Raw genomic sequence first — 25,442 nt, 5'->3', positions numbered from 1 at the left:
CTTGGTGGCGGTGCTCGATGACGCGTTGCGGCGCAACGGGATTCGCGATCTGGCCGCGGTGGTGTCGGTGGGCGGCGCCTGTGTCACCGGCGCGGGCGGTGCCGACGAAGGCGCGGGAGAAGTGCTGCGACCCGGCGCCGGCGCGGGCTTGGTGCTGGAGCTCAGGCCGATCGCCAATGCGGCGCCCACCACCAGCAGCGCCAGCAAGGCGCCGATAACCAGTAACGGGGCCAGCCGCCGCCAGATGGACTTCTCGAATTCCGCGGGCGCGACCGCGGCTTCCTCGGGCTTCGGTGGCGGGCTGGCGGACGTGGGTCCGGCGCCGGTGGCCTCCGACCAGGCGACGGCGGGCGCCGTCCCCGGTGAGGGCGCCTCGGCCGTCGCGGTCCCAGCGCCACGACGACCCGGCCAGGCTCGCGCGGTCGCCGTCGCGGTCGCCATCGCCGGAGCCGGCGCCGTCGCGGGCGCGGCCGGGATCAGCGCGGTCGCGGTGTTGTCTACCGGGCCCGGCGCGGCCCGCAGCGCGGCCCCGATCGCCGCGGCCAACTGGGGCCGCGGCGTCGTGATGACCGGCACCCGGAAATGCCCCGACAGCGTGGTGGTGACCGCCGGGATGTTGGCCCCGCCGCCCACCGACACCACCGCGGCCAGATCGCGAATCCCGTTGCGCCGCAACGCGTCATCGAGCACCGCCACCAAGTTGGTCAGCGGCTCGCGGATGGCGTCCTCGAGTTCGGTTCTGGTGAGCCGGATGTCGCTGACAGCCAGGCTGGTCGCGGTCGTCGACGACAGCTGCTCCTTGGCGCCGCGGCATCCGGTGCGCAGCGGGCTCAGCGAGCCGACGCTCGGCGCGTCGGCGATGACGGCGGTCAGCAGCGCCTGGTCGATCATGTCGCCCGAGAAGTCGGGATACCGCACGGTCGGGGCGAGGGCCTGGTAGTTGCCGGCGGCGTCCATCAGCGTGACGCTGGTGCCGGTGCCGCCGAAATCGCACACGGCCACCGTGCCGCGCGCGGGTATGCCCGGGTTGGCCCGCACCGCGAACAGCGTCGCCGCGGCATCGGGGATCAGCACCAGCGGCCTCGCGGGATCAGTCCATTCGGACACGCCGCCCAGCGCCGCGCCCAGGGCGTGCACGGAGTGATCAGGCCAGTGGGCCGGATAGGTCACCGCGATGTTTTCCGGCAGCGGGCGCCCGCCGGTGGCCGCGTAGGCCAGGGCGCGCATCGCGTCGGCGATCAACGCGTCGCTGCGGTGCACCGAGCCGTCGGCGGCCCGGATTCCGGCCGGGTCCCCGATCCGGTCCACGAAGCCGGTGACGACCACGCCAGGCTCGTCGAGCCGGGGGTTTTCCGAGGGCACGCCCACCTCGGGCGGGCGTTGGCGATAGAGCGTGAGGACCGGCTTGCGGGTGATGGCGAGGTTGGCCGTCGTGGCCGCGAGGTTGGTGGAACCAATCGACAGGCCCAGCGCGGGCCTCGCTCTATCGACCATGTATCAATCCCCACTTCAGCAGCACGGCTAATCGTGCCGGGGGAACCTATAGCCAGTCTCTGCGGATGCTATGCGCCAGCTGTATAACCGCGTCAGCGAATGGAGCCGGCCCCGGCGATCAGCGGAAGGTCGAGCGGGGTGACCCAGCCCGGCGGCAGGTCGTTGACCGCCGGCACGGCGTTGAGCGCCCGCATCCCGGTGGCCAGGCAGCCGGCCGTCGCCGCGTCCCGGCCCGAGCCGTCGGTGAACCGGAACGCGGTCTCCTGGAAGATGCTCGGGGTGCCCTCGATGTCCACCCGGTAGACGTCGTTGTCGTGGCCCGACGGCCAGTCGGGGGCGGCGTCGTTGCCGATCCGGTTGACGTGTTCGAGCTGGATGCGGGTCTCGCCCTGGTAGATGCCGTTGATGGTGAACCGGACGGCGGCGACATGCCCAGCCTTTATGACGCCCTTGGCCGTGGTGCGCTCGGTCGGCGTCACCCATTTGTCCCAGGTGGTGGTGATCTCCTCGAGCATGATGCCCGCCGCGTGCGCGATCATCGGCACGGTCGCGCCCCACGCGAAGATCAGCACGCTGGGGTTCTCCAGCATCGGGCTGAATTCGGGCTCGCGGCCGATGCCCATCTCGACCTCGTAGTCGCCCTCGTAGTTGGTGTAGTCCAGCAGCTCGGAGGCGCGCACGCGCCGCACCTCCGAGCAGACGCCCATCAGGGTCATGGGAAACAGGTCGTTGGCGAATCCCGGGTCGATGCCGGTGGTGAAGCACGACGATCCGCCCAGCTCACAGGCCTCGGTGATGGGCTCGATCCAGTTGGGCGGGTTGAGGTGCATGGTCGGCCAGACCCACGGCGTCATCGCCGTCGAGCAGACGTCGATGCCGGCCCGCAGGAACCGCGTGATCAGCGCGATGTTGGCGTCGGCGTGCATCGCCGTGGGGCCGTAGTGCACCAGCGCGTCGGGGCGCAGCGCGATCAGCGCGTCGACGTCGTCGGTCGCGACGACGCCGACCGGTTCGGGCAGCCCGCAGATGTCGCCGACGTCGCGGCCGACCTTGTTGGGGTTGCTGACGCCGACGCCCACCAACTCGAACAGTGGATGCTTAACGATCTCGGCGATCACCATGCTGCCGACGAATCCGGTGCCCCAGACCACCACGCGCTTTGGGTCGTGTCCCGACATACACACCTTCCTGAGCATCAGCCCCCGGTTCACCCTAAGCATGACCGCGATCGGCATCTAGACCAGGCGATGTTTGTGGTACACGATGTGAAACCATGACCAGTCATCTGCGCGGGCCGTCGATCCTGTTCGCGATCGGGGTCGGGCTCGCAAACGCGTGCGGCGTGGCCAACGCCCTGCCCGAGAACCCCAGGGTCACCTACGAGGTGAGCGGTCCGGCCGTCGCCGAATACATCTCGTATCAAACCGACAACGGCCAGCAGCGTGCGGTGAACGCCAAGCTGCCCTGGTCGACGCAGTTCACCGGCTTCGGCGGCGAGGTGTTCACGCTCAGCGCCCAAGGGCCAGGCCCCATCTCGTGCAAGATCAAGCTCGACGGCAATGTGGTCAGCGACGCGACGGCGACGACGGGGACGCCGGCCAGAACCGTCTGTACGCACTGATAGCGGCCGGCCGTGTCACTCAAGACAGGTATCGCGACCCGCGCGAACGGCGCGCCGCCGCCCGAAATCCCGCTGGCCGACATCCATCTCGAGTCCCTCGAGTTCTGGGGGTTCGACGACGACTACCGCGACGGCGCCTTCGCCACCCTGCGCCGCGAGGCGCCGCTCTCGTTCTGGCCCGCGGTCGAGTACGAGGGATTCGAGGCCGGCAACGGGTATTGGGCGCTGACCAAGCACGACGACGTGCACTACGCCAGCCGCCATCCGGACATCTTCAGCTCCGCCGGCGGCATCACGATCGGCGACCAGATGCCGGAGTTGGCCGAGTATTTCGGCTCGATGATCGTGACGGACGATCCCCGACACCAGCGGCTGCGCTCGATCGTCAGCCGGGCGTTCACCCCGAAGGTGGTGGCGCGCATCGAGGCCTCGGTACGCGAGCGGGCACACCGGCTGGTGGCGTCGCTGATCGCCAATCATCCCGACGGCGAGGCCGATCTGGTCAGCGAGCTCGCGGGGCCGCTGCCGCTGCAGGTCATCTGCGACATGATGGGCATCCCCGAGGAGGACCATCAGCGCGTATTCCATTGGACCAACGTGATTCTCGGGTTCGGCGACCCCGACCTGTCGACCGATTTCGCAGAGTTCACCCAGGTTTCGATGGACATCGGCGCCTACGCCACCGCGCTGGCCGAGGATCGCCGCGTCAACCACCACGACGACCTGACGACGAGCCTGGTGGAGGCCGAGGTCGACGGCGAGCGCCTGACGTCGCAGGAGATCGCGTCGTTCTTCATCCTGCTCGTCGTCGCGGGCAACGAGACCACCCGCAACGCGATCAGCCATGGCGTGCTGGCTCTGTCGCGCTACCCCGACGAGCGGGAGAAGTGGTGGGCCAACTACGAAGGCCTGGCCCCCACCGCGGTCGAGGAGATCGTGCGGTGGGCCTCCCCGGTGGTCTACATGCGGCGCACCGTCACCCGCGACGTCGAGCTGAGCGGCGTCAAGTTGGCGGCCGGCGACAAGGCCGCGCTGTGGTACAACTCGGCCAACCGCGACGAGTCAAAGTTCGCCAACCCGTGGATGTTCGACGTGGCCCGCGATCCCAACCCGCATCTCGGTTTCGGCGGCGGCGGAGCCCACTTCTGCCTGGGCGCCAACCTGGCCCGCCGCGAGATCAGGGTCGTCTTCGACGAATTGCGCCGCGAGATCCCCGACATCGTCGCGGTCGAGGAACCCGCGATGCTCTTGTCGCAATTCATCCACGGCATCAAGAGGTTGCCGGTCGCCTGGACGCCAAAGAGCTGACGTCCCTATCGCGAGCAGACGCAGAATCGCACGATTTCGCGTCCTGGAGTGCGATTCTGCGTCTGCTCGCGGGTTTATCGTGAGCAGCGTGACCATTCCCGCGTTTCCCTCCCCCGACGTGCTGGCCGCCCGCGAGAAGCTCGTGCTCGACCACTTTCACGACGAGGTCCGCCAGGCCTGGGACGACGTGTTGGCGACGTTCCCGCACCCGCGTTACGAGCTGATCCCGCAGATGGTCGTGCACGACGGCGACGCGGCGGTGCGCGGTTACTACGTCTACACCCGGACCGCGTTCCCCGATCAGGACCACGAGATCATCAAATTGCGGCACAGCGCCGACGCGGTGATCGTCGAGTTCTGGCTGATGGGCACCCACCGCGGATATCTCGGCAAGGTCCCGCCCACCGGCAGCCGCTTCCGGGTCCGCATGACCGCCTACTTCGTGTTCGATGACACCGAAACGCTTGTCTGCGAACGCATTTACTTCGACACGCTGACCATGATCAAGCAGCTGCTGGGCGGCCTGGACATGAAGAAGCCGGGCAACTGGCTGCTGGCGGCGCGCTGCGTCCGCGGCTTCCTGTCGATGTCGTCGGAAAAGCCGGACCCCGCACTGACTTCCGCGTAAACTGCGGCAATGCGGGCCCTTTACGCGGTATGCGGCCTAGCCGCCAGCGCATTGCTGGCCGCATGCGGTTCCTCCCCAGCCCGAAACACAATCACTCCACACGCGACGGCGACGCCGTCCGCGACGACGGCCACAAAGCTGAGCTCGCACACCGTGAAATGGATCGATCTGCAGGTCGGCGACTGCGTGGCCGACCTGCCGCCGATCGACCTCAGCAGGGTGACGGTCACCGCCGTCGACTGCGCCACACCGCATTTGGCCGAGGTGTTTCTGCGCGCCCCGCTGGCCGTCGACAAGGCCGTCGCCATCGTCGCCAACAAGGACTGCAACGAAGGATTTGCCCCGTACACCGGCCGATCCGTGGACGGCAGCCCGTTTTCGATCACTTTTCTGATCGACTCGAACCAGGACCGCACCGGCGCCGACCCCACGCCGAGCACCGCCATCTGCCTGCTGCTGTCCGCCAACGGCCAACCCCTGACCGGATCGGCGCGCCGCTAGCAGCCGAGTTGTGCTGCCAGGTCCAGGAAGTCGGACGCGTTGACGTCGAACTCGTCGGAGTAGGCCACGTCGGCGTCGCCGCCCGGCCCGAACTCCAGCGGGCGCGTGACGAAGGCCGTCGCGAAACCCAGCGCGCCGGCAGCGCGGATGTCGTACTTGTGGCTGGCCACCATCATGATCTCGGCGGGCTGCAGGCCGAGGTAGGTCGCGGCCATCCGATAGATCGCGGGGTCGGGCTTGAACACCCCGGCCATCTCGGCGGCGAAGATCGCGTCCCAGGGCAGGCCCGCGCGCTTGGAGATGTTGACCACCGCTGACACGTCGGCGTTGGACAGCGTGGCCAGCGTGTACAAACGCTTCAACCGCGTCAGCCCGGGCACCACGTCCGGCCACGGCCTCAGCCGCTGCCACGCCAGGGTGAGCTCCTCGCGCTCGGCGTCCGAGAAGCCCGCGATCCCGTCGTCGGACAGGACGGCGTCCAAAGCGCGCCGATACACCGAGTGCACGGAAACCCAGCCACTCCCCTGCCCGCCGTCCAGCGCCGCGAAGTAGCCTGCGCGCCAACGCCGCACGATGTCGGACCAGTCGACGCCCGGGTGCCGGCCCGCGCTGATCCGCGCCGCCTCGTCGCACACGGTCGAATGGAAATCCGTCGCCGTGCCCTGAACGTCGAACAACAGCGCCTTGACCACAAGGCTCATCATGCAGGCTAAAATCTGCGGCGTCGAAACGCTTGACCTTCCATGCCGAGGCGGGGTAGTTCGTGGCCGAACCTGACGAGCGCGAGCCCGACTACCGCTTCACCTTCGCCAACGAGCGAACCTTCCTGGCCTGGCAGCGCACCGCGCTGGGGCTGCTCGCCGCGGCGGTCGCCCTGGTGCAGCTGGTTCCCGAGCTGACCGTGCCCGGGGCGCGGCGCGCGCTCGGCATCGGGCTTGCCGTGCTGGCGACCCTCACCAGCGGCATGGGCCTGGTGCGCTGGCGGCAGGCCGACCACGCGATGCGCCACGGCGAGCCGTTGCCCCGCCATCCCACCCCGGCCTACCTCGCGGTGGGCCTGAGCGTGGTGGGGCTGGTCGCGATCGGCCTGGTGATCGCCAAGGCGGTCACGGGTTGAACGAGCCGGCCGACCGGACGACGCTGGCCTGGACGCGGACGGCCTTCGCGTTCCTGGGCAACGGCGCGCTGCTGACGATCCGGAACCTGCACGGCCCCGCCGGGCCGTGGGAGGTGCTCCCCGCCTTTCTGGCCGCCGTCGTCGCGCTGGGCACCTACCTGATCGCGCTGCAACGCCAGCGCACGCTGCAGCGGCAGCCACTTCCGGCGCGGGTCACGCCGCGCCGGCAGGTGTACGGCATCGGGGCCGCCGTGCTGATACTTATCGTCGTGACGATGGCCGCTCAGCTGGTGTACTGATGAAGGCCCTGCATGTCCCCTCCGGCGTCGAGGACCGCGACATCACCGTTCAGGGCATCCGCACCCGGGTCTTCGAGGTCGATCCCCACAACGGCGCCACCCCGCTGATACTGCTGCACGGCGGTGGCCTCGACTCGGCGCTGGTGTCGTTCGGATCGGCGCTGGTTGCGCTCGGCGAGTGCCGGCGCGTCATCGCTCCCGACCTCCCGGGATACGGCGAAACCGAGTTCCCGGACTCGTCGTTTTCCATCCCGTGGTACGGCGACTGGGTCGCCGACCTGATTCGCGCCTACAGCTTCGATCGGGTCGATCTCGGCGGGCTGTCGCTCGGGGGTTGGATCACGCTCGAGATGGCCATCACCCACCCCGATCTGGTGCGCCGCATCGTCGCGATCAATCCCGGCGGCATCACCGAGAAGTTCAAGTTCATGCGCACCGCCGAGTGGGTCGCCCACCATCCACGGCTGGCAAATCGAATGAACAGGTTGTCGGTGAGCCTGGGCCGCGGGCTTCTTCGCATGCAGCTGCGCGCCAGCCTCGGCATGACGAACGCCTCGGCGCTGACCGACGAGCTGATCGACGCGGTCATCATCAGTGGCAAGCTCCCGCATGCGGGCGAAGCGTTCGCCGCCACGCAACGATGGGCATTCGGCGCCGGACCGGAGGGCCTGTCGCTGGTGTCCAAGCTGCCGCGAATCACGGCCAGGACGCTGATACTGGCCGGGCGCGACGACAGGCTCGTGCCGGTGGCCGATTCGATTCGGGCCTCGCAACTCGTCCAGGAAGGACAGGTCCGGGTCCTCGAGCCCTGTGGACACTGGCTGGTGCGCGATCGCCCCACGGAATCTGTCCAGGCGATGAATGAATTCCTCGACGCCTGACGGGCCCGCAGTACCAGCGAAATTTCATGAAAGTTCAAGGAAATTCCCAGGTTTGGAGCCCTGCCCGTTTGGGCAAAATTTTGGCATGATCGCACGTCACTTCCCTCGCTTCGCTGTTTCCGCGGCAGCGGCGGTGTCGGGCATCGGCGCCACCGTTGTCGCGCCCGCCATCCCCGTAGCCTTCGCCCAATGTCCCGACGTCCAGGTGGTCTTTGCCCGCGGCACCGGCGACGGCCCCGGCGTCGGGCCGACCGGCCAGGCATTCGTCGACAACCTGCGCTCGCGCGTCGGCGGGCGGTCGCTCGACGTCTATCCCGTCAACTACCCCGCCAGCAATGACTGGGCCACCGGACTCGACGGCATCAAGGACGCCGGCTTTCACGTCGAGGACATGGCGAGGACCTGCCCCAACACCAAGATGGTGCTCGGCGGGTACTCCCAGGGCGCGGCCGTGATGGGCTTCGTCACCTCGGCCGCGGTGCCGGACGGGGTCGACCCCGCGACCGTGCCCAAACCGATGGATCCCGCGGTGGCCGACCACGTCTCCTCGGTCGTGCTCTTCGGCATGCCCAACGTCCGGGCGATGAACTTCCTCAACCAGCCCCCGGTCGCCATCGGCCCGCTGTATCAGGCCAAGACCATCAAGGTGTGCGCCCCGGAGGACCCGGTGTGCTCGGACGGGATGAACTTCGCCGCCCACAACACCTACGCCTCCGACGGGGAGATGATCGACAAGGGCGCGGCGTTCGCGGCCAACCAGCTCGGCGCCGCCACCACGCCGACCCGGGCTCCCCACACGGGCTTCGGCGCCTGAGCCGCTAGGCCGGGCCTTTGGCGTTCAGGAACGCGACGATCCCCGACGTGACGGCGGCGGCGTACTTCGCCTGACCGTCGGGGCTCTGCATCCGCGCGGCCTCGTCCGCGTTCTTCATGTTGCCCAGCTCGATGAGGACGGCCGGGTATTGGGCCAGGTTGAGCCCGGCGAGGTCGGCCCGGCCGTACAGGCCGTCCGAGCCGGCGTAGGTCGACGGGTGAAAGCCCGCCTGCACCAGGGCATCCCGCATGGTGTGCGCCAGCTGGACGGCCGGGCCGGCCTGGGCGTCGTTCAGCGGCGGGCTGGAGTAGTTCACATGGAATCCCGAGCCGGAGGCGGGGCCGCCGTCGGCGTGGATGCTCACGATCGCGTCCGGGTGCATCGCGTTGGCCGCCGCCGCGCGCGCGTCGACGCAGGGGCCGACGGAACTGTCGTTGTCCCGGGACAGCTGGGTGTGCACGCCCATCTGGTTGAGCGAACCGCTGATCAGTGCGACGACGGCCCAGGTGAACGCGTGCTCGGGGTAGCCGTCGTCGGCCGCGGCGCCCGAAGTCTGGCATTCCTTGGTGCCCCCGCGGCCGTTCGGAACCTGCCGGCCGATCGAGGCGTCGTTCACGGCGTTGTGGCCCGGGTCGAGAAAGACGCCCATGCCGGCGACGCCGGCGCCCGCGCGGGGCGCGCCGGCCAACGCGGCGATGCCGAGCAGCGCCGGCGCGGCCCCGGCGACGCGCAGGACGTCGCGCCGTGAAACGGGCCGATCGCTCATCCGCGCGATGGTAACAACCCGCGCCCCCTTGTCAGGGCGACCCTGACGTCATACCCTGTCAGGCAAATCCTGACAAACAGGGAGTCCTCATGAGCCCTACCACCAAGCAGGCCGCACAGATCTGGTGTTCGTTCTGCGGCAAGTCCAACGCCGAGGTCGACAAGCTGGTCGCCGGGCCGGGCGTGCAGATCTGCAACGAATGCATCGACCTGTCGCAGGCCATCATCGACGAGTACCGCGACAAGCCGAACGAGCTGCGGATGCCGATCTGGGAGTCGTGGACCGATCAGCAGATGCTCGACCACATCCCCCGCATGGCGGTGGTGGCCCAGCAGGTCGAGGCCGACCTGCGCTCCTGGGTGAGCGAGCTGCGCCGGCGCGGGGTCACCTGGGCCAAAATCGGCCAGACGCTGGGCATTACGCGCCAGTCCGCGTGGGAGCGGTTCGCCGGCGAATAGGCCTCAGGCGTTGGTCAGCGCCTGCGCCGCGGTGCGGAACATGGTCTGCTTGATCGCACCGAGCGTGCCGGGGTCCTTGCCGGACAACGGACGCAGCAGGTCGGTGGCCGCGCCGGTGACCTCACCCTCGCCCGCGGTGGCGTCGACGATGCCGAACTCGACGGCCTCGGTCCCGCCGAAGCGTCGCCCGGTGGTCATCGACGCGATCGCCGCCCGCGGGGTGAGTTTGGCCTGGATCAGCGCGGCCATGCCGTCGGTGAACGGGATCCGGATGTCGACCTCGGGAAAGCAGAAGTAGCCACGGTCGGCGCGCATCACGCGCACGTCGTGGGCCATCGCGAGCATGGCGCCGGCGCCGAACGCGTGCCCGGTGACCGCGGCGGCCGTCGGCGTCGGGAAGGTCAGGACGCGGGCCAGCAAGGCCTGCACCCGCCCGACGTAGGACTGGGTCTGCTCGGCGTGGGCGGAAAGCCAGTCCAGGTCCAGCCCGTTGGTGTAGAACTTGCCGCGCCCGGTGGTGACCAGGCCCTGCGCGCCGGCGGCCTCGATCTCGTCCAGGTGGGCGTTGATGGCGTCGAGAAACTCGGGCGAGAACCGGTTTTCGTCGTCGCCGAGGTCGACGACGGCGATCTTGTCGTCCCAGGCCAGTGTGGGTGTCATTTCTTTTTCCTTTCGGAGCTTCGGCGCCGCAACGGCGGCGGGCCGACGGCCAGCGCGGCGCGGACCGCGGCGCGCAGTCGTTCCCGCGCGTCCGGATCGTGGATTCGGTTGCGTTCCAAGAGGATTGCGGTTGGCAGGTCGACGATGCACATCGTGATGGCGTCGACGGCGGCGGCGTCCTTGCGGTCCCACAGGGCGCGGGCCAGTCGGATCATCGCCTCGACCAGCAGCCAGTCCAGATCGCGCAACTGGGCGGCGATCTCGGTCGGTGTTTCGGGGCCCAGCAGCTCGTCGCGGCGCACGGTCAGGATCAGCTGCGAGGAGTGCGGATACTGCTCGGCGAACACCGCCGGCGCCTCGGCCGCGGCCACTACCGCTTCGGCGGCGTCGCCGTCGATCGCGGCGTCGATCAATTCGCCTTGCGCGCTGAGGAATCGGTGCCCGGCCCGCAGCCAGGCACGGCCCACCAGGCCCGCGCGCGACCCGAACGTGTGATACAGCGCGCCGTTGGACACCCCGGTCGCATCGCTGATCGCGCGGATCGTGACGGCGGCCGGCCCAGACTGCGCGGCTAGCAACTCCGCGGCGTCGAGGATCCGATCCTGGTCGTGGACGCGTGGGCGGGGCACCCCGACAGCATAACAGAGCGGCTGCTCTGTTATCTACGAGGTCGGCGCTGCCTGGTCACATTGCCGTTGCGCGGCGGACAGAACAGAGCCGGCGGTCACGTACGCGCGCTTGTTGCGGTCCGCGCAGTCGATGGGCAGGTCGGCGGCCAGGCGCAGCACCATCTGGGCGAGCGCGGCATTGGTCGCATACGGGACCACCAGGAGGTTCGCGCACGCGTCCCAGCCGTTGACGCTCATCACGTGCTGGCGCTTCTGTTCCCATCCCGGCCAGTTCAGGTCCGGTGGCCGTTGCAGCGGTGACCAGTTGACGTTGATCGCGGTGATCTCGCCGAGCAGCGGGGTCAGGACCGCGACCAGCGAGGGCAGTTCGTTCGCGATGCGGTCCACGCGCGGCCACCACGCGCCGTCGATGTCGTGGCCCAATTCGCGCGCCACGCACACCCGGATCGGGTTGGTTCCATGCCGGCCCCGGAGGTGATGCATCGGTGCCGCGTGAGTAGTTGCGGTTTCCACGGGCAAGTCCTTCACGGTCGGCGTCGACCGCCCCGGGCGCCGGGGCGACGGAGGAATCGCATTGCCTGTGGATGCCGCGGGAGCACCGCTGACAACGAAACGGCTCGTTCTCAAACGCTACGCCAGCGTGTCAACCCGGCACCATGTGGGGCGGGTTTGCGGGGCCGACGTCGTTGTCGCCGATTCAGCCCTGCTGAATGTTGTTGTCGTAGCCCGAGTTTGTGATCTTCGGCGTGCCCGTGTGGTAGGTGACGTTGTTGCTGTATCCGGAGACGGTGATGGCGTCGACGCTTTCGAGGTTGACCTTGTTGTTGTAGCTGGAGATCGCCAGGCCGGCGCAGTGGCCGGCGACGTTGAAGTCGTTGCCGTAGCTGGAGATCTTCAGGTTGCCGTCGTTGCAGGTTTGGACGCGGACCACGTTGCTGTATCCGGTCGATTCGATGGCGTCGGCGTTGTCGACCGTGACGTTGTTGTCGTAGCCGCCCACGGTGAGGCTGGCGCAGTGGCCGGTGACCACGTACTTGCTGTCGTACGCGGCCAGCGTGAGCTTGCCGTTGTTGCAGGAGATCGTCCTGGCCTGCGAGTTGTCGCTCACGCGGAGCTCGCCGCCCCACGGCACCGAGGTGGGACCGCTCGACGTCGTCCGGCCGGCGCCGCCTCGCGAGATCGAACTTCCGATGGACGACCTGGTGAACATCATGACCAGGCTGATGATGATCGGCACCACGACCGCCAGCAGAACGAGGACGAGGTACCAGGGGTAGGACCTGCGCCGCGGCTGCGGGGCGCCCCAGGGGAATGGCCCGCCACCCGGATAGGTCGGGCCACTGCTGTAGGTCGGCGCGCTGTACGTCGCGCCGCCCGTGTACGGCGGCGGGTTCTCCGTGTACGTCTCGCCGCCGGTGTACGGGGTCGGGGTCTGCGGGGGCCGCGTGACGTCGGCGAGCTGTTGTTCTAACTCGCGGATCCGCTTTTCGGGATCGTCGTCCTTCATTTGCCAAATGGTTCCACATCCGCAGCTGGGCGGACAGCCCTCAATTTGCCGCGACGCGCTGTGAGTCTGCTGGTTACTCGTATCCGGTGAATTCCTCCTGAATAGGCGCCGAAGCGGGGGTTAGAGCGGACACCTCGGTGTAACGTCCGCACTTTCTAGCCGCCCATCTCGGCCTGCTTGCTTGCGCGCCGACGGATCTTTGGGGGTGCACCATGAGCACATCCGAGACGGCCGATGAGGTCGTGGTGTCGTTGCATGACGAGGCCCTGCTGGTCGGCGGTGACGCCGCCGCCGTCGAGTCCTATCTGGCGCGGCTGCGGGCGGCCGCCGGGCAGGCCATGCGCGTCGCCGGGATCGACGGCGGCTCGCTCGCGAACGCGGCGAGCGGGCTCGCCGGGCTGACCTCGCTGCTTGCCCACTCCGGCAAATACGTGCAGCTGCACCGCGACAGCCTCAACGCGTTGAAGGACGGCAACCTCGTTCCCTTGGGCGACGGCGTCTTTCGGGTGCTGACGGGCTCGGAAGCCGGTTTGGCATCCCTGCAATGGCGACCGGCGCTGCTCGGTCCGGAAGCGATCGCGTCGGCGCAGATGATCGCCGTTCAGATGGCGTTGACGTCCGCAGTTGCCCAGGTGGAGGACGCCGTCCGACGCGTCGAGGACAAGGTCGACTCGGTGATCGAGGTCGCCCGGGCCCAGCGCGCCGGCGACGTGCTGGGCAACAGCCTGACGATTTCGCGGATGGTCGACTCGCTGGACAAGTACGGGTCGCTGCCCGATGCGTACTGGGAGTCGGTGGCCGCTTTGGGGCCGGCGCTCAATGTCACCGTTGTGCAACTGCGCAACCATGTCCGGCGGATCCTGGCGTCGTTCGACGACACCCTGGGCGTGCAGCATCGCGCCGAGAAGCTGCGAAATGCGGTCAGCGACAACCGGCTTGGGGAAACCCTGAGCCTGCTGGTGATCGCCGAGGGGGCGCTGCACAAATGGCAGCGGCTGAACCTCGCGCGCATCGAGGCGACGCAACCCGAGCAGCTGCTGCGGGCGATCGATGAGGCGCGCGAGCTCGTCGACCATCATCTGCGCGAAGACGTCGACATCTACGGGAACGCCAAGGAAGTCCTCGACCGGTTCGCGAAGCCGGCGGTGCTCGACGGCTTCCGGTTCTGGGCGGTGCGAGAGCTGGCCAGGCAGCGCCGCGCGGTGCGTGACGAGCTCAATCGTTTCGCCGAGGCGCGCCACCACCAGGTCGAGACGTGGGAGGACTTCCACATTCCGAGCGTGTTGGATGCCGCCTTCGCCACCATCGGGGCGGTTGGCAGCACGACGGGCCGCGCGCTGGCTGCCGTCGGCCGAGGGCTGGTCGGTTTGGGCGCACACGTCGCGAGTCCATTCCGGGGCAATGCGACCGATGAAGAGCCAGACGGCTCGGCGTCAATGCCGGCGGCGCATTGAGCCATCGTTGGCGGCGGTCGAGACTTGCCATCGAACTTGGTCACGATCCAGGTTTGTGAGTGCAATGCTGGTCGTGACGCGCTGGCAAGTGCGTGCGGTAAGGAGACACCACCTATGCCCTCTGTTTCTGATCGGGTGGGCAGCCCTGAAGCCAATGCCGTGCCCGATGCCGTTGGTGTGACTGCGCCAGGCAACTGGCTGCGCGCGCTGGAACTGCGGGCCATCCCCGAATACCTGGTGGCGCAGCTTTCCCGTGACGTGATCGCCCGTTGGCCCCACGGCGACGGACACCCCGTGCTGGTGCTTCCGGGGTTTCTGGCCGGTGCGCGATCGACTCAGTTCCTGCGCGGCGTGCTGCGTCAGCTGGGGTATCACGCTCACGACTGGCGCCTCGGTGTCAACCTGGGGTATCGGCCCAGCATGAAAGAGCAGCTGCCGGCGCGTCTTCACCAGCTGCGGTCGCGCCATGGACGGCGGGTCAGCGTCATCGGCTGGAGCGCAGGCGGCATCTATGCCCGCGAGTTGGCGCGCGCATTCCCCGATGATGTGCGGTCGGTGATTACCTTGGGTTCCCCGTTCCGCGGCGATCACCGGGCCACCCACGCCTGGCGCATGTGGCAGCTGCTCAACCGGGGTGCGAGCGCCACCGCGGCCGTCTCGGAAGCCGCCCGCATCAGGCGCGAGCAGCCGTTGACGGTGCCAACCACCTGCATCTACAGCAAGACCGACGGGATCGTGGCCTGGCGGTGCTGCACGAGCCTGCCCGCGCCGCGGACCGAAAACATTGAAGTCCATAGCAGCCATTTCGGATACGGACACAACCTCGAAACCCTCTACGTGATCGCCGACCGCCTCGCGCAACCGGAAGGACGCTGGGAGCCGATGCGACGATCCGCTGATGAGCAGCCCGCATAAGCGGCTTGTCGGCGGGTCGGGCTCGTCGGGCGTCATTGACAGCGGTCGACGCCGTCTCGATACTGCCCCGTACGACCGTCGGCCAGCACTGGCTGACTCGTTGGGGCGCAATGGAGGTCGGCCGTGATTGATTTGGGGCTGTCCGGTAAGCGTGCCGTGGTGTCGGGTGCGGGGTACATCCCGGAGCGCGCGGGCCATGGCTGGTTCACGTCGTTGGCCCTTGCCGAGGCGGGAGCGACGGTGGCCTGTATCGATATCGACGAGCAGCGCGCGCATCGCATCGCCGACGAGATCGCCGGCCGGGGAGGCAAGGCCGTCCCGATCGTCGCCGACATGACCGACCCCGTGCAGGTCGGTCGGGCGATCGACGATGCGGTCGCGGCGCTGGGCGGGGTGGACGTGTGCGTCGACATCATCGGCGGCGCGACCTGGTCGAAGGTCGAGGAGACCAGCACCCAGTTGTGGGACGCGGCGATCCACTACAACCTGACCCAGGTGTTCTACCTCTTCCAAGCCGTCGGGAGGTACATGATCACCCAGCGCAGCGGCGGGTCGCTGGTGGCGATCGCCTCCGTCGACGGCATCGCGGCGGCGACCTACCATGCCGCTTACGGCGCCGCCAAGGCCGGCGTCATCTCGCTCGTCAAGACCTTCGCGGACGAGCTGGGGCGCTACGGTATTCGCGCCAACGCGGTTGCGCCGGGCAATGTGGGCACCGGCAACGAGGACCAGCCGCCAAACGAGTACGCCGTCAACGGAATTAATCCGCTGGCGGCGCCCCGCGCGCATGACATCGCGAACGCCGCGTTGTTCCTGTCATCGGAGCTGGCCGCCCGCATCACGGGTCAGACGCTCGTGGTCGACGGCGGGGCGACCATTCGGCAGCTGTGGGGGCTGCCGGAATCGATGATCCCTTCGGACCCGGACGAGGCGCTGCCCAACTTCATGCGGCCGGGGCCGTCCGGCTAGCGCTGGTGGATTAGCGGGAGGCCCGGCACCGAGCTTCTGCCCTTGAGCACGTAAGGGGTGGTGATCGAGCCGATGTAGATGTCGCGTGTGTCCTGCCCGCCCCAGGCGATGCTGGTCGGGGCTTTTAATAACGTGCCGTCGGGGTCTTCGATGACGGTTGTTGCCCGGCCGTCAGGGCTGATCGCGACGATCCTGTTGGCGAGAACGAGTGTGACCCAGAGGTTTCCGTCGGCATCGAAGGCGCATCCGTCGGCCATCCCCCACCGGCGGCTAACCTGCGGGTCGGCCAGGAACCGGCCCGCGTCCGGGCCGAACTCGTTGGGACGCCGGCCGCCCAGCGGCGGACCGAATCGCTCTGGCGGCCCAAGTGTTTCGCCCCGGATCGAAAACCGCACCACGTCGGCGGCGACCGTGCGGACCACATACAGGAAGTCCTCGTTGTGATCCAGCGCTATGCAGTTCGGAAAGTTCACAGCGTCGGCGACCACCTTTACCGACTGGCGATCCGGTGCGACCCGAAAGATGAACCCATCGGCGGTGCCGCGCGCGATGGTATCCATAAGGTCGTGTGTCATCGTGCTTACCGAAGACCACAATGCCCCAACGGAATCCACCAGAACGAAGTTCAACCACTGCAATGGGCGTCCGTCGAGTTGTCCGCTTAGCACTGTCGTGATCGCGCCGGTCAGTGGGTCGAGGCCCTGCAGCACACCCAGGCCCCAATTGGCGATCAGAAAATGGCCGTTGCCGTCGAGCGCGATGCCGTTCGGCTCGCCGCCGGCCTGGCCTATCCGCCGAACGGTGTTCTCGTCAATGAGTTCTGCGACGGCTGAGGCTTTGTCGGAGGCGAACACCCGGCCGTCGCCAGCGACCACAACATGTTCCGGCCGTTCCACGCCGCGCCCGACGGGATGCAAGTCCGTCACGCCGATCGTGGTCTCGCCCGTTCCGCTCACCGATGCCTCTCGTGGACTGTAGCAGCCCAATGAAAACCCAAGCTGTGATCCGGATTCAACTACCGCTACCGGTTCGGCCTGACAACATCCAACGTGTCCACGGGTATAGGGCGGGCGTCCGCGGACCGGATTCGTGGTTTCCACCGCGCCCGACGCCCGACGGTTTGAGTCCGCTGCCTTCACCGGGGCAGCGCCCTGCCGCACCGCCAAAACAACTAGAGCATTAGGCTCCCCAGCGTGAGCGAGCCCAGACCATTCAATCCGCTGGATCGCCTGGAACTCGGCAAGAGCGTCGAGCGGGCTCTGCTCGCGAAACCCCTATCGCCTTTGCCTCCCCAGTCGAGATTCCCTGGTGCCGGCCTCTACGCGATCTACTACAGCGGGTCGCTTCCTTTATACGAGTCGATCGTTCCCCCGAGAGTCGACGAAGGCAGCGTTCCTATTTATGTCGGTAGGGCGAGGCCCCCGGGCGCGCGACACGGCGTTGGTTTGGAGGCGACAACTACCGAGCCCAAGCTCTATGAGCGGCTGCGTGAGCACAAGAACTCGATTAGGCAAGTAACAGACTTTGCCATCAGAAGCGGCACGCAAAATCTGGATTTGGCCGACTTCACGTGTCGGTACCTAGTTGCCGAGGACATATGGGTGCCGCTCGGCGAGATGCTGCTAATCGGTCATTACCGACCCGTTTGGAATGTGCTCCTAGATGGCTTCGGTAACCACCCACCGGGTAGCGGGAGAAGAGACCAGGCCCGCTCGTATTGGGACGAACTGCACCCAGGTCGCCCATGGGCGGCGAGACTAGCGCCGCCCGACAAGTCGGCAGAAGAACTCGCAGCGCTTGTGCACGACCATCTTTCAGGTTTGACGCTGCCCAATCTCGACGCTGTGCCTCCAATGGACGTGGAAGTCGAGCAAGCCATGATCACCGAAGAGTTAGAAGAGCTGTCCGACTCCGACTTAGCACCCGAATCCGAGTCCTAAGCGAATGCCGCAATCCGCGCGCCGTTCCAGTAGCTTGTCACCCGTCCGCGGTAGCGTTTGCGCCATGACTCCGGATGGTCGGAAAAGTGCTGGTAGAGGCAAAGTTTTGCATGTCGGCACGAGCATCGAGCTGTTCACCGGCACAGGCGGACTCGCGTTGGCGATGGATAAGGCGGGCTTCCGCCATCAACTTGCCGTCGAGATTGATCGCCGCGCGTGTGCAACACTTCGCGCAAACGTGGCTGACGATGTCGACGTCGGGACGCTCCCACTTCAGGACGGCAGTGACCTGTGGCCGCTCATCGCAGGAGATATACGTAAGGTCGATTTCACTCCTTGGGAGGGTAAAGCCGACGTGGTGGCCGGCGGGGTCCCCTGCCAACCGTGGAGCCTAGGCGGTGTTCATCGGGGGTTCGGTGACACCCGCAATATGTGGCCCGAATTGTTCCGCTGTGTCCGAGAAGTGCGACCCCGTGCAATCGTCGCCGAGAATGTCAAAGGCTTGCTGCGCCCGTCATTTCGGCCTTACTACGACTACATATTGCGCGAGCTTGCCGCGCCATTCGAGCGGCGGATCGAAGGTGAAGAATGGTTCGACCACGATAAACGTCTGGTCAAGGCGCTCAAGACAGACGGTGTCGACCCTACTGAGCGATATGACGTTCACTTCCAACTCGTCAATGCGGCAGATTACGGCATACCACAACAACGCTGGCGCGTCTTCGTCGTCGCGTTGCGCCGCGACCTAGGCCTCGGTGATTGGAAGTTTCCGAAGCCAACCCACTCCGAGTCGGCCCTGTTACACGGACAAATTAGTGGCGAGTACTGGGACGAGCACGACATCCGACCGCGCGAGCTTGGCGTCGAACCGACGCGCTCGGTGCCTCCGCCGCACGATGGGCTCATCCGATGGAGGACACTGCGCGACGCTATTGGTGAATTGCCGGAACCGATCGGATATAAGGTTGAACACCCTGACTGGCTCCATCATGTGGGGTGGCCAGGTGCGCGAATTTATGCCGGCCACACGCCGAACGAGCTCGACCGGCCAGCGAAAACGGTCAAGGCTGGTGTTCACGGTGTGCCAGGCGGTGAGAGCGTCCTGCGAAAGGACGACGGGACCATCCGTTATCTGACCGTCCGCGAAGTGGCAAGGATCATGACGTTTCCTGACAGCTGGTGGCTTGCGGGGCCACGTGGCGAACAGATGCGCCAACTTGGAAATGCAGTCCCCGTCGAGCTCGGCGTTGCAATGGCCAATGCCGTTGCAAAAGCGTTGCGCTCGACGACCAAGGTTAGATAGTGGCATCCGGCTGGAAGCGGGACATTGCTCCCAATGTATCTTGGAGGGCTCCAACGGGAATGACCCGATCCGAGCGCGCGGCCGAACAAGACGCGGCTGCCGGATCGGCCGAGGTAAGGCGGATTCCCACATCGGGGCCTGAGGCAGCGACCGCTTCCGTGGCGCTGCGGATGCCTCGCCCAGGTCGGCGAATTTACGCCTACCTGCGGTGGGGCCACGGCTCCCGGACGATCGAGCGCTACATCGGAGAAGTTACCGGAACGAACCGAGCCGAGCTCTTGGCCGACGCATGGCGCCAAGTTCGCGAGCGCGAACTGATACCGAGAAACGAAAAGCAGTCCGAGACAGCGAACTCTTGGGCAACCACACCGGCCGTGCGATCGGTAATGCGTGCGAATCCGCGTCGCGATACCAAGCCCGAGCGGCGGCTCCGGTCGCTATTGCATGGCATGGGCTTGCGGTATCGGGTCGATCGGGCTCCGCTCCCGGGAATTCGACGGCGCGCAGATTTGGTCTTCCCGCGGGCGAAGGTAGTTGTGTTCGTGGATGGATGCTTCTGGCACGGTTGTCCGCAGCATTACCGGCCCGCTCGAAAAAATGCCGAGTTCTGGGACGCGAAGCTACTTGAGAATACGGCGCGTGACCGGGAAACCGATCAGTTGCTCTCAGCCAGCGGCTGGCGAGTTATTCGTGTATGGGAGCACGAGGACATGCCCGACGCCGCCGAACGGATATACTGCGAGCTCCGTGCACGGGTTAGATAGCCCTGCACGTAACCGCCTCGGCGCCGAGCCGCGATGTGACCCTGTGGCTGCTGGATTGCCACGCAAGCCGCAGGCATGTCGATAACAAAGTCCCATTAGATGGAGTCACCAAGTCCTCGAATGGAAGGCGAAACCCGTTAGCTGCCATAGAAAAGCGAGTCGGACCTTAAGCCGCAGGATTCGAGGTCGATTTCGTGAGCTCTTGTGGGCTTCCGCAGCATTACTGATACGGTCTGGCGATTGTCGCAACGTAGTGTTCGATCGCCAACTCAGGATTGGCGACCGGTGGGTAAGCATTTAGGTGGCTCGTGATCCTCACCTTGATCTCGGAGACGGGTAGTTGGTCCTCAGAGGTGCGTCTGGCCCAGGGCCGACCAGGATGAAGTGTGTCCCATGGTGAACGACGGTTTGCCCGTGTAGTAGCACTGTCACCATGCTTGCCAAGGCCATGCACTGGTCCAGCGCCTTCGTTCCATAGGGGCTGGAAGTAGCGGATTAGCTCGACTTCGGCTGGCGTTTCCCAGCCTGTTGCAATTACCAGTAACCGACATGAGAAATCGGTGACTTGCAAGTTTTCCGCGTACTCAATCGATCTGCGATGCTCCAGCAGCCGTGAGGTTAAGGGAGTGCCCTGTTCCTGAACACGTACTGAATTGGGAGGCGGCTGTGCCTTGCCCACGTAGATCGGGGTTTCGGTATTAGCGATTGCCGCGTAATCGGTGAAGTCGCCCGTGTAGTAAACCGCATACACGCCCGAGCCGTAAATGGGCGTCACGTCGGTCAAGTTAATGCGCTCTTGCGCAATAAGGGCGATCGAGGCGAACTGGCCGAACAGCCGAGTGTCGGCTGGGTCAAAGACGGCGCGGGGAAGCGGGTATGGATAGGCGGTCGCGTCCAGCACGCGTCGCAGTTCGATGGTTTTCGTTATCAAAACGGCGCGTTGTTCTGCGTCAAGGCGTCTGCCTCTGAGTTGTGTCGCCCCACCAATGACATCGCCCATTTTTTCAAGCACACGATCCACCTGGGCGCGAAGCGACGTCACTTCACGATCGTAGAAGACGCGAGAGCTTGCAGATGGCTCGACGTGCCGTATCAGGCGACGGTCGCATTGCGTTGCGTAGAGCGCCCGCCATGGTGCGATTCGAATAAGTGTCGGCACGCAGTGACGCACAGTACACCGCTGATGACCCGGCAAGCTGGGGCTACGGAAGAGGTAGGGCTTATTTTGCCCGCCAAACGTCTCCCGACCACAACTGGGCGCCTTATGGCCGTAGCATCTGAGAACGGCGAGAGCGCAGCGGGTCGATGTGATCAGCCTGAGGGCAAGAGCCTTCGCGCTCGAAGGGCCGTCCGACTTCGTTACCGCCTATCGCGTGGTCGACGTCAACAGGGCCCGCCTAGCTGGTCAAGCGACGGGAATCAACGGATGAAGGTCATTTGAAACAGCTGCTAGAACCGGGAGTAGCGATGCGGTCACCGGACGCGAGGACTTCTAGTGGTTGTTCTTCTGCCAGCGAGCCGGGTCGCCAATGCTTGCCGCACTCCGCAGCCGCTGGCCGGCGGACGATAGCGATTGCTTCGGGCGCCGAATACTGTCTCTCACGCAAATACTGATGGGTCACGCAGGAAGTCTTCAAGCACTGATACGCGATATCTGAGTGCGGCCTCGTCATTCGGGCTCTGCGCACGCCGATCGAATTCGAGGAGGCGGCGTTGACCGGCTGTCAATTCGCTCTCGTCGTTGAATCTTTTGATATTTCGAGCTCGCTCGAACGACTCCAGTTCGTTTCTATGCGGGAAATTATCACCTGATTCGAAGCGCTTCATTCCAAGCAAGAAGTAGACTGATACCATACCGACACTTGCAAGAAGCTTATCCCCATCTTCGAACGTTGGAGTTAGCGCGGTCACGACTTCTAGCGCTTCGTCATAAAGCGACCGCGCCCACTCCTCGCCGCCGGGATCAGCCTTTACTGCATCCCAAAAGTCATCTAGGTTCTGCTTCTTAACGTCGGCAGCATCATCTCGGTCGATCCAATACAGAAATTTGGTAGCCAAGTCATAGTGCCGATAACGATTGTTGCGAAATGGCAGCTTACGCTCAAAGAAGTCGGTACCCACAAGGTGACGGACGACCGGGCGCAAGTAACCGCCCTTTCCATTTCTCTTCTCGGCCGCATTTAATGGCACCGCCTCATTCAAGCGGCTGAACATTTCTTCAATCAACTCGATATCGTCTGAACGAATCAACATAATGTCCAGCGGTGACGCTTCAAATACCGCCGCCAACTCGGGAAAATCTTGCTCGAGTTCCGAGTAAGTTAATCCAGCTGCATCGCTGTTATTGTCCTCAAGCAGAACGAAATCATCCGCAAGTGCGAACTTGCCTTCCATAAAATCCCATACCGCCTCGAGGCGCTGGCGTCCATCAATTATTGAATATTTATACCGCTGCCCATCGATGTCAATCGGTCGGTTATGCTCGTGAAAATAAATCTTAGGTATATCGAATCTGTTGATAATGCTATCGATTAACAGCCGCTGCTTCGACTTAGACCATACCTCACCTTGACGCTGATAGATGGGATCGATCTGTATAGCGCCCTTAAGGCGATACAAGTATGCGATACTGTTCGTTCGCAGAGGAGACACACTAAATTCAGTCATTGTTGATATATATCTTTCAAATGGTCGGCCAGACTGGTCAAATCCGGATATACTGTACTGGCATTAATATTCATATCCGAGAGCTCTGCGAGGATTCTTGGCTTGGACGCCACCGGCACGCGAATGCGGCTGACGCATCCGCCATCATTTACTTTCTCGACGTCGGATTTCACCGAATGCCCGAGGGTGAATGTCCCAGACTGGGCGATGATGCGGTCGAACGTTCTTCCAGCTACGACCGCGAGAGGTCCGCGCTTGGGGCCCTTCGGAGCATTCGGCAGATACTCAAGCAAAAAATCGTCTTCGTCCAGCATCACAACATCGGGCGCTTCATCAAAGGCAGCTGCATTCAAATTCGCCGGATCAAGTTCGAAGAGCGCTCCGTCTGATGGCGAATCAATTGGGTTTTCAGCAGCAAAATAAAGCGCTACAAGTGGATTCTCGCTCCAATCCAGCAGACGAGTGGGCAGTCCGTAATGCTGAGCGATTGTTATCCATTCCCAGACCGATTGCGGCCGGGCCACTAATCGATAGGATCCATTTTGCTTGAACTGCTTCAACATATCGAGTTCATGACGAATGAAGCCCGGGTTCCGCGCAACGCGCGGGGTCAGGTTCCAGCCGAAATCGCGTTGTCCTCGGTACCACCGAATACCACCTGTCGCGCGAGTTCCGGTTAGTCTTTCTAGCAGATCGGCTACGCTCTTTATCTCCTCGCCGACCGCTGTCTGCTGCTCAGTCAATGCTCGGTGCCCTCCCGGCAATGACTTGACGCGCAGGTAGGTAGGAGCGGGTCTCTCGGTGCACGATCACATATCCCGGCAACACGGTAATTTGCCATTCGTAAAGGAATACCTCCGCGACCGCTCAGATAATTCACTGGTAACTCGTACGGTACTGGACGAAGTGCCATCCTATGGCCAAGCCGGCAGTGCCGACAGCCACCCATCCGAAAGCAGTTCTAGCAACTGCCCGTCCGGATCCCGAATCATCGCCATCGCGTCCGTCACCGTCCCGTCGACCAAGGCTCCCCCAAACTCCTCGACCTTCCCCAACGCGCCGGCAAGATCGGACACTGAAAACGAGATGTGTGTCAACCCAATCTGATCCATGACGCGTTCGGACCCCGTGTGGACCTGACGCTTCGAGTAATCCATCAGCTCGAGCACAAAGCCATCCCGCACCAAGTAGGTCGCATGCACCCCGAGGGGCTCGGGAAGCTGCACCAGCTTGGCGGTGGGGCCGTCGGGCGGATCAAGCTCCCACCAGAACTGAAACCCGAGCACATTTTCGTAGAACCGCCGCGACCGCTCGCGATCGGAGACACACAATCCGACATGGTTGAAGGTCGTCCGGTGACTACTCATCGCGGCCTTTCTCGGCAGAACCCACGGGCGTAATAATGCAAAGATAGTGTAAATAGCCGAGCTCTCGTCGCGGTGGAGGACTTCCAGATGACAACCCGTCCCGGCGTCAGGGCCGACGCCGTCGTCGACTTCGACCACCACTCCGACGAATACAACCTCAACGAACTGGCCATCAACGCCGACCTGCGACGTAAGTGCCCCGTGGCCTGGAACAGCAACTACGACGGATTCTGGTTCCTCAGCAGCTACGCCGCGGTCAGCCAAGCGGCACGAGACGGCGACACCTTCGCCCACAAATACGAGCCCAACGCCGCAGACGGCATCGACTACCTAGGCGAGATGGGCGTCCCGCGGCCCGAAGGCCAGCCGGCCCTGGGCATCGGCGAGATCGACGGCCCCTACCACCTCGCCCTACGCCACGCGCTGGCCCCGTTCCTCTCGCCGGGCGCCGTCCAGAAACTCAAGCCGTTCATGGAGCAATCGGCGCACTGGTTCCTCGACCAAAAAATCGGCGGCGGACAGATGGACCTGGTCCTCGACTACGCCAGCCCCGTCCCGGCCATCCTCACCATGAAGCTGATGGGCCTGCCCTACGACAACTGGCACCTCTACGCCAACCTCTTCCACTCCGTCATGGCCATCCCCCAGGACAGCCCCGAGTACCTCGACGCCATCTCCCAAGTCCCCGCGATGATGCAAGAAGTCCTCGACTACGCCGCCACCAGAAGAACCAAACCCGACGACGACCTGACCAGCTTCCTCATCCAGTTCGAATTCGACGGCCAGCGCCTCACCGACGAACAGCTGCTCAACATCCTCTGGAACCTCATCGCCGGCGGCGTCGACACCACCACCTCACAGACCGCGCTGACCCTGCTGCACCTGGGAACCCACCCGGAGCTCCGCCAACAACTCATCGACCACCCCGAGCTCCACCGCACCGCCACAGACGAATTCCTGCGCTACTTCTCGGTCAACCAAACCCTGAGCCGCACCGTCACCAGAGACGTCGAGCTCAACGGCCAACACCTCCGCAAGAACGACCGCGTCGTCATCAGCTGGCTCTCCGCCAACCACGACGAGCAAGAATTCCAAAGGCCCGACGAGATCATCCTCGACCGAACACCCAACCGCCACCTCGCCTTTGGGCTCGGGCCGCACCGCTGCATCGGCTCGCACCTGGCACGCCTGATGTCCGAGGTGATGGTCCAGGCGGTCCTCGACCGCATCCCCGACTACCAAGTCGACGTCGCAAACGTCCACCAATACCTCGGCAACCCGAGCATGACCGGGCTGGGCAAGCTGCCGGTCACCTTCACCCCGGGAGAGAGCACGGGCACGTCACGACCCTGGTAAATGACTTGCGCCCGACGGTCATGA

28 protein-coding genes and 1 pseudogene are annotated in these 25,442 nt (G+C 65.1%); 16 read left to right on the top strand and 13 right to left on the bottom strand.

The window, feature by feature from the left end:
• The coding region (locus A9X00_RS18155; protein ID WP_067156277.1) for an Hsp70 family protein at positions 1–1,494 on the bottom strand (1,494 nt) is incomplete at its 3' end.
• A 92-nt stretch (positions 1,495–1,586) separates the two neighbouring features.
• On the bottom strand, positions 1,587–2,672 hold the full coding sequence (locus A9X00_RS18150; RefSeq protein ID WP_067156306.1) for a dihydrodipicolinate reductase: 1,086 nt from the start codon (positions 2,670–2,672) through the stop codon (positions 1,587–1,589).
• A gap of 95 nt (positions 2,673–2,767) precedes the next feature.
• Here A9X00_RS18150 and A9X00_RS18145 point away from each other — a divergent pair, with 95 nt between their 5' ends.
• The 4 genes from A9X00_RS18145 to A9X00_RS18130 all read left to right on the top strand — a co-directional run bounded on the left by A9X00_RS18145 (position 2,768) and on the right by A9X00_RS18130 (position 5,552).
• Positions 2,768–3,115, top strand: coding sequence for an MmpS family transport accessory protein (locus tag A9X00_RS18145; RefSeq protein WP_067156274.1), 348 nt, complete (start codon positions 2,768–2,770; stop codon positions 3,113–3,115).
• A gap of 12 nt (positions 3,116–3,127) precedes the next feature.
• Positions 3,128–4,423, top strand: coding sequence for a cytochrome P450 (locus A9X00_RS18140; RefSeq protein WP_067156271.1), 1,296 nt, complete (start codon positions 3,128–3,130; stop codon positions 4,421–4,423).
• Between the two features lie 88 nt (positions 4,424–4,511).
• Positions 4,512–5,051: an ester cyclase gene (locus tag A9X00_RS18135; RefSeq protein WP_067156268.1), complete on the top strand. Its 540-nt coding sequence runs from the start codon at positions 4,512–4,514 to the stop codon at positions 5,049–5,051.
• A gap of 9 nt (positions 5,052–5,060) precedes the next feature.
• A complete protein-coding gene (locus tag A9X00_RS18130; protein WP_067156265.1) occupies positions 5,061–5,552 on the top strand; it encodes a hypothetical protein in 492 nt (163 codons plus the stop codon).
• Here the strand turns inward: A9X00_RS18130 and A9X00_RS18125 are convergent.
• Positions 5,549–6,256: a haloacid dehalogenase type II gene (locus A9X00_RS18125; RefSeq protein WP_156772160.1), complete on the bottom strand. Its 708-nt coding sequence runs from the start codon at positions 6,254–6,256 to the stop codon at positions 5,549–5,551. The genes A9X00_RS18130 and A9X00_RS18125 overlap by 4 nt on opposite strands.
• Before the next feature lie 59 nt (positions 6,257–6,315).
• Between A9X00_RS18125 and A9X00_RS18120 the strand changes: the two genes are divergently transcribed.
• The 4 genes from A9X00_RS18120 to A9X00_RS18105 all read left to right on the top strand — a co-directional run bounded on the left by A9X00_RS18120 (position 6,316) and on the right by A9X00_RS18105 (position 8,663).
• Positions 6,316–6,669, top strand: a complete 354-nt coding sequence (locus tag A9X00_RS18120; protein ID WP_067156263.1) for a YidH family protein — start codon at positions 6,316–6,318, stop codon at positions 6,667–6,669.
• On the top strand, positions 6,666–6,968 hold the full coding sequence (locus A9X00_RS18115; RefSeq protein ID WP_067156260.1) for a DUF202 domain-containing protein: 303 nt from the start codon (positions 6,666–6,668) through the stop codon (positions 6,966–6,968). The genes A9X00_RS18120 and A9X00_RS18115 overlap by 4 nt, the downstream gene beginning before the upstream one ends.
• Complete coding sequence (locus tag A9X00_RS18110; RefSeq protein WP_067156257.1) at positions 6,968–7,849, top strand: alpha/beta fold hydrolase; 882 nt, start codon at positions 6,968–6,970, stop codon at positions 7,847–7,849. The genes A9X00_RS18115 and A9X00_RS18110 overlap by 1 nt, the downstream gene beginning before the upstream one ends.
• A gap of 85 nt (positions 7,850–7,934) precedes the next feature.
• Positions 7,935–8,663, top strand: coding sequence for a cutinase family protein (locus tag A9X00_RS18105; RefSeq protein ID WP_067156254.1), 729 nt, complete (start codon positions 7,935–7,937; stop codon positions 8,661–8,663).
• Positions 8,664–8,667: 4 nt separating this feature from the next.
• On the opposite strand, the gene A9X00_RS18100 is transcribed toward A9X00_RS18105, so the two are convergent.
• Complete coding sequence (locus A9X00_RS18100) at positions 8,668–9,429, bottom strand: Rv3717 family N-acetylmuramoyl-L-alanine amidase (RefSeq protein WP_067156252.1); 762 nt, start codon at positions 9,427–9,429, stop codon at positions 8,668–8,670.
• A gap of 89 nt (positions 9,430–9,518) precedes the next feature.
• On the opposite strand from A9X00_RS18100, the pseudogene A9X00_RS32015 reads away from it, so the two are divergent.
• Positions 9,519–9,704 (top strand): annotated as a pseudogene (locus tag A9X00_RS32015) (ClpX C4-type zinc finger protein); the annotation flags it as partial.
• 186 nt (positions 9,705–9,890) lie between these two features.
• On the opposite strand, the gene A9X00_RS18090 reads toward A9X00_RS32015, so the two are convergent.
• The 4 genes from A9X00_RS18090 to A9X00_RS18075 all read right to left on the bottom strand — a co-directional run bounded on the left by A9X00_RS18090 (position 9,891) and on the right by A9X00_RS18075 (position 12,683).
• Positions 9,891–10,547: an enoyl-CoA hydratase-related protein gene (locus A9X00_RS18090; RefSeq protein WP_067156246.1), complete on the bottom strand. Its 657-nt coding sequence runs from the start codon at positions 10,545–10,547 to the stop codon at positions 9,891–9,893.
• Positions 10,544–11,176, bottom strand: coding sequence for a TetR/AcrR family transcriptional regulator (locus A9X00_RS18085; RefSeq protein ID WP_067156243.1), 633 nt, complete (start codon positions 11,174–11,176; stop codon positions 10,544–10,546). Before A9X00_RS18085 ends, A9X00_RS18090 begins: the two co-directional genes overlap by 4 nt.
• A gap of 33 nt (positions 11,177–11,209) precedes the next feature.
• A complete protein-coding gene (locus A9X00_RS18080) occupies positions 11,210–11,659 on the bottom strand; it encodes a DUF5994 family protein (protein WP_067156241.1) in 450 nt (149 codons plus the stop codon).
• A gap of 214 nt (positions 11,660–11,873) precedes the next feature.
• Entirely contained in the window at positions 11,874–12,683 is an 810-nt protein-coding gene (locus A9X00_RS18075) for a DUF3060 domain-containing protein (RefSeq protein WP_067156238.1), read from the bottom strand.
• A gap of 212 nt (positions 12,684–12,895) precedes the next feature.
• Between A9X00_RS18075 and A9X00_RS18070 the strand changes: the two genes are divergently transcribed.
• From A9X00_RS18070 to A9X00_RS18060, 3 genes are all read left to right on the top strand, one after another.
• Positions 12,896–14,137 (top strand): hypothetical protein, encoded by a 1,242-nt coding sequence (locus A9X00_RS18070; protein WP_067156235.1) that lies wholly within the window; start codon positions 12,896–12,898, stop codon positions 14,135–14,137.
• Positions 14,138–14,251: 114 nt separating this feature from the next.
• A complete protein-coding gene (locus A9X00_RS18065) occupies positions 14,252–15,052 on the top strand; it encodes a triacylglycerol lipase (protein WP_197515201.1) in 801 nt (266 codons plus the stop codon).
• A 123-nt stretch (positions 15,053–15,175) separates the two neighbouring features.
• Entirely contained in the window at positions 15,176–16,021 is an 846-nt protein-coding gene (locus tag A9X00_RS18060; protein ID WP_067156229.1) for an SDR family NAD(P)-dependent oxidoreductase, read from the top strand.
• On the opposite strand, the gene A9X00_RS18055 is transcribed toward A9X00_RS18060, so the two are convergent.
• Positions 16,018–16,977 (bottom strand): SMP-30/gluconolactonase/LRE family protein, encoded by a 960-nt coding sequence (locus tag A9X00_RS18055; RefSeq protein WP_067156226.1) that lies wholly within the window; start codon positions 16,975–16,977, stop codon positions 16,018–16,020. The two genes, A9X00_RS18060 and A9X00_RS18055, sit on opposite strands and share 4 nt — an antisense overlap.
• 237 nt (positions 16,978–17,214) lie before the next feature.
• On the opposite strand from A9X00_RS18055, the gene A9X00_RS30050 reads away from it, so the two are divergent.
• The 3 genes from A9X00_RS30050 (at position 17,215) to A9X00_RS32010 (ending at position 20,028) form a co-directional block, all read left to right on the top strand.
• The gene (locus A9X00_RS30050) at positions 17,215–17,961 is read left to right on the top strand and encodes an Eco29kI family restriction endonuclease (protein WP_082975363.1); all 747 of its coding nucleotides are present in this window, start codon (positions 17,215–17,217) and stop codon (positions 17,959–17,961) included.
• A 64-nt stretch (positions 17,962–18,025) separates the two neighbouring features.
• Positions 18,026–19,264, top strand: a complete 1,239-nt coding sequence (locus A9X00_RS30045; RefSeq protein WP_082975362.1) for a DNA cytosine methyltransferase — start codon at positions 18,026–18,028, stop codon at positions 19,262–19,264.
• Between the two features lie 317 nt (positions 19,265–19,581).
• Positions 19,582–20,028 (top strand): very short patch repair endonuclease, encoded by a 447-nt coding sequence (locus tag A9X00_RS32010; RefSeq protein ID WP_369830767.1) that lies wholly within the window; start codon positions 19,582–19,584, stop codon positions 20,026–20,028.
• Between the two features lie 220 nt (positions 20,029–20,248).
• Here A9X00_RS32010 and A9X00_RS30035 read toward each other — a convergent pair whose 3' ends face one another.
• The 4 genes from A9X00_RS30035 to A9X00_RS18030 form a co-directional block, all read right to left on the bottom strand.
• A complete protein-coding gene (locus A9X00_RS30035; protein WP_082975360.1) occupies positions 20,249–21,070 on the bottom strand; it encodes an Eco29kI family restriction endonuclease in 822 nt (273 codons plus the stop codon).
• Positions 21,071–21,627: 557 nt separating this feature from the next.
• Positions 21,628–22,695: a DUF262 domain-containing protein gene (locus tag A9X00_RS18040; RefSeq protein ID WP_082975359.1), complete on the bottom strand. Its 1,068-nt coding sequence runs from the start codon at positions 22,693–22,695 to the stop codon at positions 21,628–21,630.
• Complete coding sequence (locus A9X00_RS30030) at positions 22,692–23,438, bottom strand: FRG domain-containing protein (protein WP_197515200.1); 747 nt, start codon at positions 23,436–23,438, stop codon at positions 22,692–22,694. The genes A9X00_RS18040 and A9X00_RS30030 overlap by 4 nt, the downstream gene beginning before the upstream one ends.
• A gap of 171 nt (positions 23,439–23,609) precedes the next feature.
• Positions 23,610–24,062, bottom strand: coding sequence for a VOC family protein (locus A9X00_RS18030; protein ID WP_067156213.1), 453 nt, complete (start codon positions 24,060–24,062; stop codon positions 23,610–23,612).
• Positions 24,063–24,149: 87 nt separating this feature from the next.
• On the opposite strand from A9X00_RS18030, the gene A9X00_RS18025 reads away from it, so the two are divergent.
• Positions 24,150–25,418 (top strand): cytochrome P450, encoded by a 1,269-nt coding sequence (locus A9X00_RS18025; RefSeq protein WP_067156299.1) that lies wholly within the window; start codon positions 24,150–24,152, stop codon positions 25,416–25,418.
• Positions 25,419–25,442: the final 24 nt, after the last annotated feature.

Source organism: Mycobacterium sp. 1245805.9 (assembly GCF_001672915.1).
Taxonomy (GTDB): Bacteria; Actinomycetota; Actinomycetes; order Mycobacteriales; family Mycobacteriaceae; genus Mycobacterium.
This window is presented reverse-complemented; position numbering and strand designations above follow the sequence as displayed.